We start from the raw sequence: 15,641 nt of genomic DNA on the forward strand, positions 1-15,641 counted from the left end.
AACTTTGTAAATAAATTAAATAAAATCTAATACTTACCGATACATGTCTATACTGAAATAAAGGAACGTCTTAAGTTATATATCCTTTCTCTCGCCTTTGCTTTGTCTTGCTCTAATTGCAGGTGAATAGCTTGGCAGAGAATGAGAAAATGGGCTATGGATAAGTAAATTTTTGTTCTTTCGTTTTATTCTATATAGGTTCATTTTTAAGGTTAAATTCTATGCTTATTAAACATAAACTAATCGCCAATACCACAATATTAGTACTCGCAATGAGCCTAATGTTAGTGTTATTGAATTACGCAAGTTCATCTTTACAACATGATTTAATTATTGCCAAGCATATTGGCGATATTAAAGCATCGGTTTTAGAGCTTAGACGTGATGAAAAAGATTTCGCTGCCCGTAAAATGTTGAAATATTCTGAACAGTTCAATAATCAAATATCCGAAGTGCAACTGCAAATCACCACTCTGACCAAAGATTTCGCTCAAGTTGGTTTATCTATGCCTGAATTAGCCAGTACTGGGAATATTTTAACCGAGTATCAGGGCCAATTTAATAGGGTTATTGTCTTGCAAAAGAAAATTGGCTTGGATGCCAAATCTGGCTTATATGGAGAACTTCGTGCCGCGGTTCATAATGTTGAAACTCTTATAGGTAAAAATAATTATCGTTTGCGTAGTGAAATGTTACAGCTAAGGCGTAATGAAAAAGATTTTATGTTACGACTCGATGATAAATATGTTGATAAGATTCAAGCTAATACCAAGAAGTTATTGTTGAGCGTACAAGCCAGTAACTTCTCACCAGCTAAAATGCAGGAAGTTAGTAAGCTAGTTAAAGTATATCAAAGTGCTTTCTTAAACTTAGTTACAGCTCAAAAAGCACTTGGTTATAATGAAAAAATGGGCGTAATGAATGACATGCGTAATGTCGTACATCAAGTTGACAAGGAACTGGCACAACTATTATCGAAGAGTGAAGCGGCGGTAAAAGCTGATATTGGCTTTGTTAATACCTTGGCATATAGCTTATTTACTGTGGTGCTTGTAATCGCATTAGGCAGCGCTTGGTTAATCGGTAGAAGTATTTTAGACCGTATTAACAACTTACAACAGACCATGAATAAAATTGCTCAAAGTAATGATTTAACCACTGAAGTTGCAGTCAGTGGCGGTGATGAATTATCGGATATGGCCGAAGTGTTTAACCACATGTTAACCAATTTCCGCTCTCTTATCGTTGAAGTTAATCACTCGGTAAACACTCTTAATTCTGCCACGGGTAGCTTAGCGGAGAATATCTACAATGCCAATGAAGGAGTAGATACTCAAATGCAACAAACTGATCTTGTGGCAACGGCGGTAACCGAAATGGTCGCTACTGTCGATGAAATTGCCACTAATACTCGAGAAGCTGCCCATAAAGCCGAGCTAACAAATACTAATGCAGAGAAAGGAAAAGCCGGAGTTGAGCAGACCATCCATCAAATAGGTCAGCTTTCTGCGAAGCTGTTAGACTCCGAAAATGTTGTTAAAGAGCTAGAAAAAGAGAGTGTCACCATTGCCTCTGTACTAGGTGTTATCCGTGGTATTGCTGAACAAACTAACTTACTTGCCTTAAACGCAGCCATTGAAGCGGCAAGAGCAGGAGAGCAGGGACGAGGCTTTGCCGTAGTTGCTGATGAAGTAAGAACGCTAGCGAGTAGAACACAAGACTCAACACAAGAAATTGAAACCATTATTGGTTTATTACAAAAACGTACCCAAGAGATTGTTTTGTTAATGGCAGAGTGCCGAAATCAAGGTGAGGAGAGTGCCAAGCAAGCGAGTTCTGCAGGCACTATGTTGGATGAAATAACGCAAGATGTCGCTTTGATCATGGATATGAATAGTGCTATTGCCATTGCAATTCAAGAGCAAAGTACTGTTGCCTCAGAAGTTAACCAACACGTAGTGATGATTAGAGATGTAACTGAACAATCTGGTGAGTCAGCTAAACAAAATGAGCGTATGAGTGAAGAACTATCACAGCAGGCGCAAGTATTAAGCAAAGAGGTTAGCCGATTTACCGTATAGATTTTTCTTAGAGTAAACGGATTAATTGCTTTGCTTGGATTAGTCATGAATCAAATAAAAATGCCCTGACTCTTTTGCAGTCAGGGCATTTTTTATTGGCTTTTAAATATAAAGCCGATATTAATTAGGCTAAGTTTTCTGTTTTATAACTGCTTTATATCAATCATAGCTTCACGAGAGTGACCACTGGCTTTTAGCTCAGCTAAATACTGCGGCCATCGCACTTTATACTCAACGGCTAATACTTGCAGATATTCTTCGCTATAAATAGCGCTATGGTCATCATCGAAAATTAACCGGTAACCATGTTTTGCCACACTCTCAATATTAACTAACAGCACCGCCTTTTTATGGCTAGTAATAGCAACCTGACCCGATTTTAGCTTTTTCGCTGAGTTTGCTGGCGAGCTAATACGCAAATATTCAAAGCTTAGCTCTGTATTTTCACTCGCTTTACTGGCAGTAAACTTAATAGTTAGACTGTGTTGGTTATTATCTATAACAAAATGGGTAATATTCATTGCAGTAAACCATCTAACCTCTTATTTTTATAAATTACTTATACAGTTATTTATATCGTTATATTCTTTGCCAATTTAAAAACTATCGAGTGATTAAAGAATAAAGCGACTTAAGTCTTCGTCTTTAACAACGTCACTTAATATTTCATTCACATAAGTTTCATCTATGCTGATTGTCTCACCACTGCGTTGGTCGGCATTAAACGATAAATCTTCAACCAAACGTTCCATCATAGTATGTAAACGACGCGCACCAATGTTTTCAGTGGTTTCATTAACTTGCCAAGCTGCATCAGCAATTGCTTTAATACCATCAACAGTAAAGGTTACTTCTAGGCCCTCAGTAGCGAGTAAAGCGCTATATTGTTCTGTTAACGAGGCAAAAGGTTCGGTTAAAATACGTACGAAATCGTCAGCCGTTAGCGCTTGTAACTCAACTCGAATAGGCAAACGACCTTGTAATTCAGGAATAAGATCCGATGGTTTACACATTTGAAAGGCACCCGAGGCGATAAATAAGATATGATCAGTCTTGATCATGCCATGCTTAGTACTTACCGTACAACCTTCAACTAAAGGTAATAAGTCGCGCTGCACACCTTCACGAGATACATCGCCGCCGCCAGAATTCTCGGCACGTTTACAAATTTTGTCAATTTCATCGATAAAGACAATGCCATTTTGCTCTACCGCATCAATAGCTTTTTGTTTTATGTCATCTTGGTTAACGATTTTAGCAGCTTCTTCTTCTTGTAAAGCTTTGAAGGCATCTTTAATTTTAAGTTTGCGCTTATTGGTTTTTTCACTAGACATGTTTTGGAACATGCTTTGTAATTGTGACGTCATGTCCTCCATGCCTGGAGGAGCCATTATTTCAACACCCATTTGCGGCGCGGCTAAATCAAGCTCAATTTCTTTATCATCTAGCTTACCTTCACGTAATTTTTTACGGAAAATTTGACGAGTATTGGTGTTTTCACTTGTTTCATCATTACCAAAATTGTCACGAGCCGGTGGTAAAAGCACATCTAAAATACGTTCTTCAGCGGCTTCTTCTGCAAGATGTTTAACACGATCCATCTCATGCTCTTTAACCATTTTTATTGCCATATCGGCAAGGTCACGAATAATGGTTTCTACTTCTTTACCTACATAGCCTACTTCGGTGAACTTAGTCGCTTCCACCTTAATAAAGGGGGCGTGGGCAAGTTTTGCCAAGCGGCGAGCAATCTCAGTTTTACCAACACCTGTTGGCCCTATCATTAGAATGTTTTTAGGGGTAACTTCGTTACGTAAATCTTTATCAAGCTGCATTCTACGCCAGCGGTTTCTTAGTGCGATGGCAACAGCACGTTTAGCATCACTTTGACCAACAATATGGCTATCTAATTCATGGACAATTTCGCGTGGGGTCATATTTGACATTTTTATTCCTCTTTGCCACCTAAGGAGTACTCGACTCATACTCAGGCAGCATTCTAATCAGGTTGCAAGAGCTAGAACTATAGTTCGTCTATGGTGTGTTCTTGATTGGTAAATACACAGATATTGCCAGCAATAGTTAATGACTTTTCTACTATTTCTTTGGCACTTAATTCGGTATTTTCTAGCAGGGCTATGGCGGCAGATTGGGCAAAGTTACCACCGCTACCAATAGCGATAAGATCATGCTCTGGCTGAATAACATCGCCATTACCGGTAATTATTAACGAAGCGGTTTCATCAGCAACGGCAAGTAGAGCTTCTAGCTTTCTTAACGCTCTATCACTGCGCCAGTCTTTAGCAAGCTCGACTGCCGCTTTGGTTAGGTGGCCTTGATGTTGCTCTAATTTAGCTTCAAAACGCTCAAACAGAGTAAATGCATCAGCTGTACCGCCGGCAAAACCAGCCAGTACTTTGTTATTATATAAACGGCGAACTTTTAGGGCATTGCCTTTCATTACGGTATTGCCAAGTGATACTTGACCATCGCCACCAATAGCCACTTTGCCATTACGTCTTACTGAAATAATAGTAGTCACATTAACCTCATTTTAACTCAATTCATTGATGCTAATGTAATTGGGGTATTTGTGTTTTTTTCAAGGAGGAAGTTATATATTAATTATTCCCACAACCATATTTGACAATAATTAATGTTGTTGCGTTTAAGCTTATGTTTATCTTTTTCAGCAAGGCGTTTACGGGGGTAGGGGCCTAAGAATACTTTATGCCAAAGGCCACTTTTTCCAGTTACACTTTTGACTTGAGCTTCGAGTCCAGCAAAGGCAATTCTTGCTTTTAATACTTCAGCTTGTTTTTGTGTTCTAAATGAACCACATTGCATTTTATAAGGGCCTTTTTCGACCACCTTATATTCACCGACTTCAATTTCTTTGGTGGCTAAATCCTTTACATAAGTCCATTTTTCTTTAGGCGGCTTAGGTAATTCTGTGTTTTTGTTTTTGTGATTTTTATCTTGCACTTTTTTAACTGACTCAACCAAAGGCGTTTTAGTGCTAGGGTCTGTTTTTAGCGACCATAAGCCATAGGAAAATACGCCAATTAATATCACTAACAATAGGCTGATTAGCTTGGCTTTTAGTGGTAAACCTCTGGGATGTTGTACCGGTTTTTTACCGTTACGGGGTTTTCTTTTCTTTTTTGCTGGTGAGCGAGAAACGTAATCTTGATTAGCCATGGAAAGGGAAGGATCGATAACAGGGAAAATTTTAGCTAGTGTAACCGAGCTGATAATAAAAAACACGCTTAATCCGTTTGCTATAATACCATCCAGCATAAAAAGCGAACACTCTCTTATACCTACTACTAGTATGCTTTCAGTTTTTTGTTACCAGTTAAGATCAATGGGGTCGATATCTAAACTCCATCGAACCTTACCTTGCCATTCATTGTTAGGTATCTGCATAAGCAGTTGTAAAATTGCTCGATGTAAATCTTTACGTGATTTAGCTTGAATGATTAAGTGGTATCTAAACTTGCCTGCTTTTTTCTCCATTGCCGCCGCAACGGGGCCAGCAAACTCACATCCTTCTAACCGCTGCTGCGTTAGCGCCCGTAAGAACTTTTCTGGGTACGAAGGGTAATTGGCATCAGCACGTAGCAAAGCTTGAAAAGTAAATGGCGGTAGTCGTGCTTGTTTACGTTCAGTAAGTGCTTGATGGGCAAAATGATGGTAACCATTATGTACCAAATCTTGTAATAAGGGGTGATCAACATAATTACTTTGCACTAATACTTTTCCAGGTTTACTGGCGCGCCCGGCACGCCCAGCCACTTGTATCAGTAGTTGCGCCATTTGCTCACTGGCGCGAAAATCAAAGCTAAATAAAGCCCCATCAACATCAAGTACGGCAACCAACGTGACATCGGGGAAATGATGGCCTTTGGCAAGCATTTGCGTACCGACAAGCAGTTGGTGTTTTTTATCAGTGACTTCCTGCAGCAACTTTGCTAATTCACCTTTTTTTCGGGTACTATCACGGTCAATACGCACGATAGAAGTGTCAGGAAATAGTTCGGCTAAGCGTGATTCTAATTGCTCGGTACCTTGACCTAATGGTGCTATACGAACACTGCCGCAACTCGGACACTGAGGAGGTATGCGTTTTTGGCTACCACAATGATGGCAAATAAGTAGTTGTTGTTTTTGGTGCAAGGTGTAGGGTTTATCGCAACGCTGACACTCAGCTAACCAATGACACTCTTGACAGTTGATCGCTGGCGCATAACCACGTCGGTTCAAAAACAATAGCACCTGCTCACCGCGTGCTATTGTTTGCTTTATTTCATGTTTAAGCGTACCAGATAAACCGTATTCAACTTGCTGCTGGTTCATATCTATAAGCGCTATTTTGGCTTTATTACTTTTACCGGCTCGATTAAGTAATTGATGGTAGTTATATTTTCCTGACAAGGCGTTTTGCAGTGATTCAAAACTTGGTGTAGCGCTGCCAAGTACAATGGGAATATCGAGTTGTCTGGCACGAAGGATGGCCATATCTCTACCATGATAGCGAAAACTGTCTTGTTGCTTTAATGACGAGTCATGTTCTTCATCGATAATGATTAAGCCAAGCCGGTGCAAAGGGGTGAAAATTGCCGAGCGCGTGCCAATAACAATGGCGGCACTGCCTTGCTGAGCACTTAACCAAGTGGCTAATCGTTCTTTATCATTTAGTCCGGAATGGTGCAGAGCAATAGGCACGTTAAAACGTTGTTCAAAGCGGTTTAATGTTTGCGGTGTTAAACCAATTTCAGGCACTATCACTAAGACTTGTTTATTATCAGCAAGTACATCTTCCATGGCCTGCAAGTAAACCTCAGTTTTACCGCTACCGGTAACCCCGTCAACCAAGTGACAAGAAAACTGTGCTAAAGAATTATTAATAGCACTGACTATGATGGCTTGCTCACTGGAAAGCACTAACCTATCAGCTTGATTAAGGGTATCTTCTTGCCAAGAAAATTGGCTAGCAAGTTGCTCTTGCTCAATAATTAAATCTTTACTCTGTAGAGCATTTAACTGTGCTTTGCTATAGCCTAAGGTGCGAAGTTCTACCCAGCTAATGCCATGGTGACTTTTGATGAGTTGATATAAAGCGAATTGCTTAGCTGCTTTTTTTTCGAGTTTAACCAGTATTTCTTTAAGATCTTTATCAACTGTTTTTGCCTGCCAAATCATAGGAGGACTTAAGGTAATGTTTTCTATTTTCCGCAGTAATATGGGTAGGGCTTGTTTAAAAACATCACCAATTGGGTGGTGATAATAATGGGCACATAACTGTAAAAAGCTAACTAATGGCTTACTTAAATTAAAATTATCATTAAGACGGCCAGTAATGCTTTTCACTTTACTGACATCGAAATTACACTCCGCTTGTTCATCAATAACAATACCAATAACTTTGCGCGGACCAAAAGGCACCACGACACGTTCACCTACCTCAAGAGCAGGTGAGCTTAATGTTTCGGGTACTTGATAAGTAAATAACTGCCGCATAGGGACAGGAATAGCAACTTGAATGTAATGTTCAGACACGGTTAATTAACTGGTGTGGTTAGCAATTGTTGAGTCTATTTTGCCCGCTGTAATGGCAGCTGCCAAGAAACATTATAACTTTGTTAGTAAATAAGCCCCAAAAGTCTTTTTTTAGCCGCCTTATGCTCTTTTATGTTGCAGTTGATAAAACTATCCTTTACAATTTGCCCCCATTAATTTTTAACTACGTATGGTGCTTAGCGTTTGGTCTATTATAGCAATAGGCAATAATAAATGGCTAAGTGGCGATGCGCCCAAATTCTCATAAAAGAGATAGAGGTCCCCATGAAAAACGGTATTCATCCTAAGTACACTGAATTCACAGCAAATTGTTCTTGTGGCAATGTTATAGTAACGCGTTCTACTTTAGGTAAAGACATTCACCTAGACGTATGTTCTGCTTGTCACCCATTCTACACTGGTAAGCAGAAAGAAGCTGAGACCGGTGGTCGTGTTGATAAATTTAACAAACGTTTTGGTGCACTTAGCAAGAAGTAGATTCTTCTTTACTGCGATAAACGTAAAAAAGCGCCTATTGGCGCTTTTTTTGTGCCTGTTAAATTGATATCACTCTAACCCCTCAGTTAATAAAGCTGAAAAAGCATAACGCAAATATAGGCCTTTTTTTTGTGCCTGTTAAATAGAGATTACTCTAACCCCTCAGTTAATAAAGTCGAAAAAGCATAACGTAAATGTCGGACTTTGTTTTGTGTCTGCTAAATAGAGATTACTCTAACCCCTCAGTTAATAAAGCTGAAAAAGCATAACGCAAATATCGGCTTCTTTTTCTGCCGGCAAGTCGATGACAGTGTCCCGCTAAGCTCATACCTTAAATTAATAGTCATAAAAAACAGCCATAAAAAAGCCCAACAAACTGTTTATTTACAGAGATTGTCAGGCTTTATTTAGTTATTCGAGTAGTACTAAGTCGTTAGACTTTAAGTGCTTTGTTTATTATCAAACTGATATAGGCATCTTGTGTTTTCGCTTCAGCACTCTTACCAAAACTCATTGAAGAGCTATCATCTAAAATTGCAGTTAACTGGCCTAGTGCGGCTGCTTTAGCAAGGTTATCGTAAGGTGATGATTTAGCAATACCAGCAATAGCAATTAAACGCTGCACATATTCTACTTGAATGTTACGACTAGTAGAGCTGGCTTTTTTACTATCAACAAAAATTGCCGAAGTTAAGTCTGACATTACTGCGGTTAACGAATAATCATTGCCGTACAAACTAGTATCAGAAATACGCTTCAAGACATTTTTATGCAGCAACTGGTTTAATACCGATTTTTGCATATTTAAAATCATGTCATGGGCTTTAGGATCTTCATTTTTATTGTAATAATTAAAACCACGACGTTGGTGCTGCATATAGCTATATAAAGGCTGCATGTCTGCTAGGGCATCACCAGCAAAAACAAAGCTAGTTAGTGCTTGCATAGCTGCTTGTTGTTTCTCTTTTGGTACAGGCGTATAAGGTAGGCTTTGTGTTTGGCTACTATCAACTACGTTACGCTCAACATAAACACCACCTATTTGGCGAGAAATCACCTCAGCTTGACGTCGGTATTGACCAAACAGTGAATTGGCTGAAATTAATAACTGCTGATGGGACTGTCCATCAATGAGTGCTTTATCTTTTAATTCGCTCAATAAACCTTGAATTAAAGTCATTCGCTCGCTTGCGTAAGCGACAGGGTTAGATGATAAATCACCGGTCATTATACGTGGATCGATATGACGACCAGGAGCACGCATATCATCAGCATCATTACCAAAAGCTAAGCCTTTTTCACTAGAGCGCGCTAATATTTTTGCTAAACGCTCGGCTTCTTGCTCTGAGTCATCAAGCGCAATTGAATAGCCATATTCGATGGCCCAATCATCATATAGACCAGGCTCTGTTTGAAAGTAATCACCTTGGGTAGTGCCTTTAGGAGCAACGTTAATGGGAGAGTAATCCATAACTGAGCCGGTTAACGCGCCTTGCGTAAGTGATTTATCGTGAATTTCTTTTTCATCCCACAAAATTGAGGCTTTCATATTGTGGTTTAAACCTAGGGTATGACCTACTTCATGTAGTACCAAATGACGTAAGCCTTCTTTTAGTACGGCTTTATTTTCTATGTCATTACCATTGGACATCGCTTGGCTAAGTAACAAGCCTTGTTGCAATTCATGACCAGCACTGCAATTTAATGCACTTGCTGAGCCTGGCCCTTGATTTACTTGCTCTAAATTATTAAAACCAACACTAGCTGCGCCTTGACTATATAAGCTGTTATATATCCAACGGTTTTTCATAAAGATAAATTCAAGCATGATATCAGCGCCTAGCAGCTGACCCGTTAATGGGTTGGCTAAAGATGGGCCGTAACCACCAAAGCGCGGTTGTGGTGATGAGGTCCAACGCAGTACATTGTAATTTAGATCCCCTGCTTGCCAAGTGGCATCATCTGGCTGTACTTTAACTTGTAGTGCATTTTTAAAGCCTGCTTTTTCAAAAGAGGAATTCCACGCTAATACCGCCTCGCTAATGGTGTCACGCCATTCGAGTGGCGTAGTATTTTCAATCCACCAAACAATTGGCTCAACCGGCTCTGATACCGCAGCGCTTGGATCTTTTTTTACCAGGTTCCAACGATTCATGACATCTTTATAAGGTGCCCAGCTACTTGAGGTCATTTGAGTATATTGACGACCAAAGTAACCAATACGGGCATCTTGGTAGCGTGGGGTAAATTCTTCTTTAGGCAGCTCTATAAAAGAGTGTTGTAACTTAATTGATACTGAGCGTGGATCAGAAACGGCTTTAGAGCCATAAACACTTGGGTTAGGATTATTGAAAACATAATCGACAACAATATCAACATTATTATCGTAAGCGCGTTTGCTTAGGATGCGTGATTTTTTACTATTTAACTTGCCTACCTTAAAGCGTTTTTTAGCTTTTTTATCATCAACACGCGCCCAAGGAGAAACTTTATGCAGTGCTTCACTTAAGAATAGTTTATCGACTTTTAAAGCAATTTGGCCATTTTCTACTTTTTCAATCTTTAAACTGGCTAATACCGCTTCACTTATATTGGCATCTTTAGCACGGCTAATAGGGTTGTTTTCATCAAATTGATAGCGAGAGGTTTTGGTGACGATGTCGACACGGTCAAAGTAACGTCTAAATTCAATGATTTTTTCACCCCGGTAACCACCACGGAAATGTCCAGCATCGGCAAGACCGTCAACGGTTTGGGCAAAATGTAAAAAAGGCGTGTCTAACTGGCTTTCATCCAACAACATTAACGTTTCGCCAGTCTTTTTATCTTGATAAAAATCAAACAAACCTATGGTCGCGGTTTTATTTTCAATCATTTGCTCAATGGTTTGGTCTTTCTTCTTCGATTTTGATTTTTTATCATCTGCGGCAAAAGCAACCTGATTGGCGCTTAACGCAAGTGTAAGTGCTATTGCTAGACTGGTTAATTTCATTGGAGTTTCCTTATGGGACGGTTGTTATTGTTATAGTTGTTGAAATAGTTAACCTGTACTCTGGATAATGAATGTTTTAACACTATGAAATTTAAATAGTAAATTATACGTTATACACAGTGATGATAGTTTAATCGTTATCAAGGCTTTTTTACCTAGCCAATAGCTGGCTATTGGTAGTAGAAATAACGCTGATAGCGGTTAAAATAGCTTTGTTGTGTAATATTGTTTATTCAGAGTTCAGGTGACTTATGCTAATTTACACATGATTTTAGCTAAAGTAACTAAGCAGGCTTAGCAAAGGGTAACAAGATGTTACAAGGTGTATTTTAGCGGGATAATTTTCACTTAATCTTTTTCAGTTTTATAAATTCATTTTTATTAAGCTAATTTATTAAATACCCTTTAAACCTTTTTATGTTGTTCGGTATCTTAGTTAATAGCGGACACTATTTTAGATATTAACTTTGGATAGTAATTTTGAACCAGTCAGAGGCTTTAGCACTTGGATAGCCAAACAACAGCAGATAAACACCATAAAAAAGTCATCGATGGCCAGGGACTATTTAGTGCGAATAAAGCTCAGCAACCCAGCAACATCGATGGTGAGCAGGCGTGGATCGCCCAAGCTAAACAAGGTGGTCAAAGTGCTTTTTACCGGCTCTATGAAAAACACCATAAGTCAATTTATGCCTTGTGCTGGCGTATGCTGGCAGATAAAGACAGCGCTGAAGATGTATGTCAGGAAGTTTTTGTCGTGCTCTGGCAAAAAATTAATAATTTTCGCGGCGAAAGTAAGTTTAGTACCTGGCTGCACAGTGTTGCCACCAATGTAGTACTCGGGCATTTACGTAAAAATAAAAACTGGCTACAGCGGGTTTTTAGTATTGAAGAGCAAGGACAAAATGTAGTCGAGGCAAGTGTCAGGCTAACGGATGATTCTACCTTAATGATGTTAGATCGACACATTGCTCGCTTACCTGAACGGGCACGCTTAGTTTTTGTTTTGTTTGCTGTTGAAGGTTACCGCCATGAGGAAATAGCCAAAATGTTGAAAATGGCGGTTGGTTCAAGTAAGTCGCAATACCATAGGGCGAGAAATTTATTAAAGGAATCATTAACGGCTAATGATTTTATATCGGTTGAGGAGGAATTAAGTCATGAATAAGCAAGTACCTCAAAAACACTTAAATCAAGGTCATGAGCATCAAGGCCAGCTACCTTTAGATAAGGTGATTTCAGATAAAACGCTGAATGAGCAAGTGGCCAATTTAGCGAATGAAATGACACCGGAAAGAGACTTATGGCCGGGTATCGAACGTGCGCTTAACCATAAAAGCCAAGCTAGTGCAGGGGATAAGCAAAGTAATGTTTTTGTGCCGAGTGTCTGGGCAGCGTCTATTGCCATGGTGGTGCTGATGTCTTGGTTTACTTTTTCACCCTCGACAGTTGAACAAAGTGTGCCGGTAATGGTGCAAAACCAGCAGAAAACTAGCCCAACACCGGGGCAGTTGGTCAACTTTATGCAACAAAATTTTAAGCTACAAAAACAAACATTGCTGGCAAGTTACGGTCAACCCTCGGTGGATAAATTGCCAGTGGCGATGCAAAAAGAATTAACGCAATTAGCGGATGCCAGATCATCAATAAAAAAAGCACTGTTAACGGATGAGAACAACGCTGACTTATTGAATTTATTAGACTTTACTCAGCAACAAGAGCTGAAGTTATTACAACAATTATATCGCCAATATCAAGTGATTTAGCGAGTTACTATTTCGTTATATAAAATGTTAACAATGAACAAGTTAACAAAGAATAGCGCTAGCTAAAGACAGTGAAAAATATATAAAAGAAGAGGTTTTCATGAACAAACTAACAAGAAAAATACAACTATATACCAATATCATCACAGTGACGATTTGTCTAATGTTAAGTGGTCAAACACTTGCCGCCATTGAGATTGCACAAAGCTTACCGAGCGACAATGTTACCAATGTTTCTATCAGTAACCATAGTGGCTTTATTAATGTGGTTGGTTGGGATAAAGATAAAATATCCGTTACTGGCACTCTAGATGATGATGCCGAAAAACTTATTTTTGAGCAGAAAGGTGCGCAAGTACTCATCAAGGTTGAATACCCAAGAATGGACAATTGGCGCGCGGATGGTTCAAAAATAACCGTGTTTATGCCCAAAAACATCAGGATGAAGTCTGCAAGTATTTCTAGCGATATTCATATATCAAACTTACATGGTGGCGTAGAAGTTAAAACGGTAAGTGGCGATATCTTGGCGAAAAACATCAGCCAAAATGTTGAACTCAGTAGTATTAGTGGCAATATCAATAGTCATAATTTATCCGGTAAAGTCTCGTTAGCTGCGGTCAGTGGCGATATTAACGATAGTAACTCTACCGGACGGTTAGAAATAAGATCGGTGAGTGGTGAAGTTGATATTAACAGCCAAGCTAAAGAAGTATTTTTTAACAATGTTTCCGGTAATAGTGAACTTAATTTAGCTGAAGTTATTGAGCTACGTATCCGAACCGTCAGTGGTGATTTACAGGCAAAGCTAACCTTAGCTGAAAAAGCCTTACTAAAAGCTTCCACGGTAAGTGGTGACTTAGCTTTCACCTTCCAAAAAGGCGTAGATGCCGATTTTAGTCTTAAATCGAGTGTTGGCGGTGACATAGACAACAATATTACCCAGGATAAAACTGAGCACGCTGAGTATGGACCTGGCGCTAAGTTAAATTTTCAAACGGTGAATGGCAGCGCCTTAGTCAGAGTGTCAACCGTTAACGGTAATGTAGTGGTAAGTAGCAAATAATCTATTTTCTCATTAAGCGTTTTTTAGCAAAAATTGTATATTCCCATAAGGCAAATTCTGCTACATTAGCACTCCTTTTTTAGATACTCGTAGTTGCTGTTTGAACTTAGGTTTAACTTAGTTAAAACCGACATTAAGACAAGCGCGAGTATAGTGATGTAGCAGAGTAGGGTTAAGGTAATGGCCGACAAAAAGCCACGTAAATTTGCGAAAGAACGGCAATTTATTAGAGATAAACAAATTGATGAGTTAAAAGTACCACCGCACTCGTTAGAGGCTGAACAGTCGGTACTTGGTGGTTTGTTACTTGATAATGAAACTTGGGATCGCGTGGCAGAAAAAGCGGTTGCCGATGATTTTTATAGTCGCTCTCATCGCCTTATCTTTGAAACAATCGGAGCCTTAATTGAACTCGGCGAACCGGTTGATTTAATTACTCTCTCTGAAGCCTTAGAAAATGATCAAAAACTAGAGGATGCCGGCGGTTTTGTTTATCTCGCAGAGATGATGAAGAACACCCCGAGTGCCGCTAACATCACAGCTTATGCGGATATTGTCCGTGAACGAGCAGTTACTCGTGAAATGATCAGTGTTGCCAATGAGATCGCTGAAGCGGGTTATGATACCCAAGGACGTAGCAGCGCAGAATTACTGGATTTCGCTGAAACCAAAGTTTTCGCTATCGCTGAAAAGCGTGCTAGTAAATCTCAAGGCCCTGAAAGCTTAAATTCAGTGTTAGAAAAAACTGTTGATCGCATTGAAAAGCTTTGTTCAACACCTTCGGGTGGTGTTACCGGCGTTCCCAGCGGTTATGCTGATTTAGATAAAATGACGGCAGGGCTGCAAAAGTCTGACCTTATTATTATTGCCGCACGTCCTTCCATGGGGAAAACCACTTTTGCCATGAACTTGGCCGAGCATGCGGCGATGACACAGGAACATCCAGCACTTATTTTTAGTCTAGAGATGCCCGCGGACCAAATCATGATGCGTATGCTGGCCTCGTTAGGACGAATCGATCAAACTAAAATCCGTACCGGTCAACTAGAAGATGAAGATTGGGCACGATTATCATCAACCATGGGCTTGTTGATGGAAAAAGGTAAAATGTTCATTGATGATGCTTCAGGTTTAACCCCAACAGAGTTACGAGCTAGAGCAAGGCGAATTCACCGTGATCACGGTGGTATTTCTATGATCATGATTGATTATTTGCAGCTAATGCGCGCACCGCAATTTTCTGATAATCGTACCTTGGAAATTGCTGAAATCTCTCGTTCATTGAAAGCATTAGCGAAAGAGTTAAAAGTGCCTGTAGTTGCGCTTTCTCAGTTAAACCGTGGCTTGGAGCAACGCTCTGATAAACGCCCAATTAACTCTGATTTACGTGAGTCGGGTTCAATTGAGCAAGATGCGGATTTAATCATGTTTATTTACCGTGATGAGGTTTATAACGATGATAGTGAATTTAAAGGCATGGCAGAAATTATTATTGGTAAGCAACGTAACGGGCCGATTGGTCGTGTGCCGCTGACCTTCCAAGGTAAGTACTCGCGCTTCGACAACTACGCCGGACCGCATGTACTAGAAGAAGATTAATTATTGAATAGCATTCACCTTGTCGTTGTATGGTCCCATTTATGCGTCAGAAGTACTCATTGACTAACGTCAATTCC

At 39.7% G+C, this 15,641-nt stretch carries 12 protein-coding genes; 6 read left to right on the forward strand and 6 right to left on the reverse strand.

Features of this window, described 5'->3' with window-relative positions; translation table 11 throughout:
• Nucleotides 1-221 precede the first annotated feature (221 nt).
• Complete coding sequence (locus HRT55_RS06755; protein ID WP_291619862.1) at nt 222-2,081, forward strand: methyl-accepting chemotaxis protein; 1,860 nt, start codon at nt 222-224, stop codon at nt 2,079-2,081.
• A gap of 143 nt (nt 2,082-2,224) precedes the next feature.
• Here HRT55_RS06755 and HRT55_RS06760 read toward each other — a convergent pair whose 3' ends face one another.
• The 5 genes from HRT55_RS06760 to priA all read right to left on the reverse strand — a co-directional run bounded on the left by HRT55_RS06760 (nt 2,225) and on the right by priA (nt 7,643).
• Entirely contained in the window at nt 2,225-2,602 is a 378-nt protein-coding gene (locus HRT55_RS06760; RefSeq protein WP_291619863.1) for a gamma-butyrobetaine hydroxylase-like domain-containing protein, read from the reverse strand.
• A 93-nt stretch (nt 2,603-2,695) separates the two neighbouring features.
• Complete coding sequence (hslU, locus tag HRT55_RS06765; protein ID WP_291619866.1) at nt 2,696-4,027, reverse strand: HslU--HslV peptidase ATPase subunit; 1,332 nt, start codon at nt 4,025-4,027, stop codon at nt 2,696-2,698.
• 77 nt (nt 4,028-4,104) lie between these two features.
• Nucleotides 4,105-4,623, reverse strand: coding sequence for an ATP-dependent protease subunit HslV (hslV, locus tag HRT55_RS06770; RefSeq protein WP_291612690.1), 519 nt, complete (start codon nt 4,621-4,623; stop codon nt 4,105-4,107).
• 83 nt (nt 4,624-4,706) lie between these two features.
• Nucleotides 4,707-5,348, reverse strand: coding sequence for an SPOR domain-containing protein (locus tag HRT55_RS06775; protein ID WP_291619868.1), 642 nt, complete (start codon nt 5,346-5,348; stop codon nt 4,707-4,709).
• 84 nt (nt 5,349-5,432) lie between these two features.
• Nucleotides 5,433-7,643, reverse strand: coding sequence for a primosomal protein N' (gene priA / locus HRT55_RS06780; protein WP_291619870.1), 2,211 nt, complete (start codon nt 7,641-7,643; stop codon nt 5,433-5,435).
• A gap of 285 nt (nt 7,644-7,928) precedes the next feature.
• Here priA and rpmE point away from each other — a divergent pair, with 285 nt between their 5' ends.
• Complete coding sequence (gene rpmE / locus HRT55_RS06785; protein WP_291619872.1) at nt 7,929-8,141, forward strand: 50S ribosomal protein L31; 213 nt, start codon at nt 7,929-7,931, stop codon at nt 8,139-8,141.
• Between the two features lie 433 nt (nt 8,142-8,574).
• Here rpmE and HRT55_RS06790 read toward each other — a convergent pair whose 3' ends face one another.
• Entirely contained in the window at nt 8,575-11,133 is a 2,559-nt protein-coding gene (locus HRT55_RS06790; protein WP_291619874.1) for a zinc-dependent metalloprotease, read from the reverse strand.
• Between the two features lie 598 nt (nt 11,134-11,731).
• Between HRT55_RS06790 and HRT55_RS06795 the strand changes: the two genes are divergently transcribed.
• The 4 genes from HRT55_RS06795 to dnaB all read left to right on the forward strand — a co-directional run bounded on the left by HRT55_RS06795 (nt 11,732) and on the right by dnaB (nt 15,564).
• Nucleotides 11,732-12,301, forward strand: a complete 570-nt coding sequence (locus tag HRT55_RS06795; RefSeq protein ID WP_291620448.1) for an RNA polymerase sigma factor — start codon at nt 11,732-11,734, stop codon at nt 12,299-12,301.
• Complete coding sequence (locus tag HRT55_RS06800; RefSeq protein ID WP_291619876.1) at nt 12,294-12,899, forward strand: hypothetical protein; 606 nt, start codon at nt 12,294-12,296, stop codon at nt 12,897-12,899. Before HRT55_RS06795 ends, HRT55_RS06800 begins: the two co-directional genes overlap by 8 nt.
• A 100-nt stretch (nt 12,900-12,999) precedes the next feature.
• Entirely contained in the window at nt 13,000-13,965 is a 966-nt protein-coding gene (locus HRT55_RS06805; RefSeq protein ID WP_291619878.1) for a DUF4097 family beta strand repeat-containing protein, read from the forward strand.
• A gap of 180 nt (nt 13,966-14,145) precedes the next feature.
• Nucleotides 14,146-15,564 carry a replicative DNA helicase gene (gene dnaB / locus HRT55_RS06810; protein ID WP_291619879.1) on the forward strand — a complete coding sequence of 473 codons (1,419 nt, stop codon included), beginning with the start codon at nt 14,146-14,148 and terminating at the stop codon, nt 15,562-15,564.
• The last annotated feature ends 77 nt before the right edge of the window (nt 15,565-15,641 follow it).

Origin of the sequence: Colwellia sp., assembly GCF_013214175.1 — a bacterium.
Classification (GTDB): Bacteria; Pseudomonadota; Gammaproteobacteria; order Enterobacterales; family Alteromonadaceae; genus Colwellia.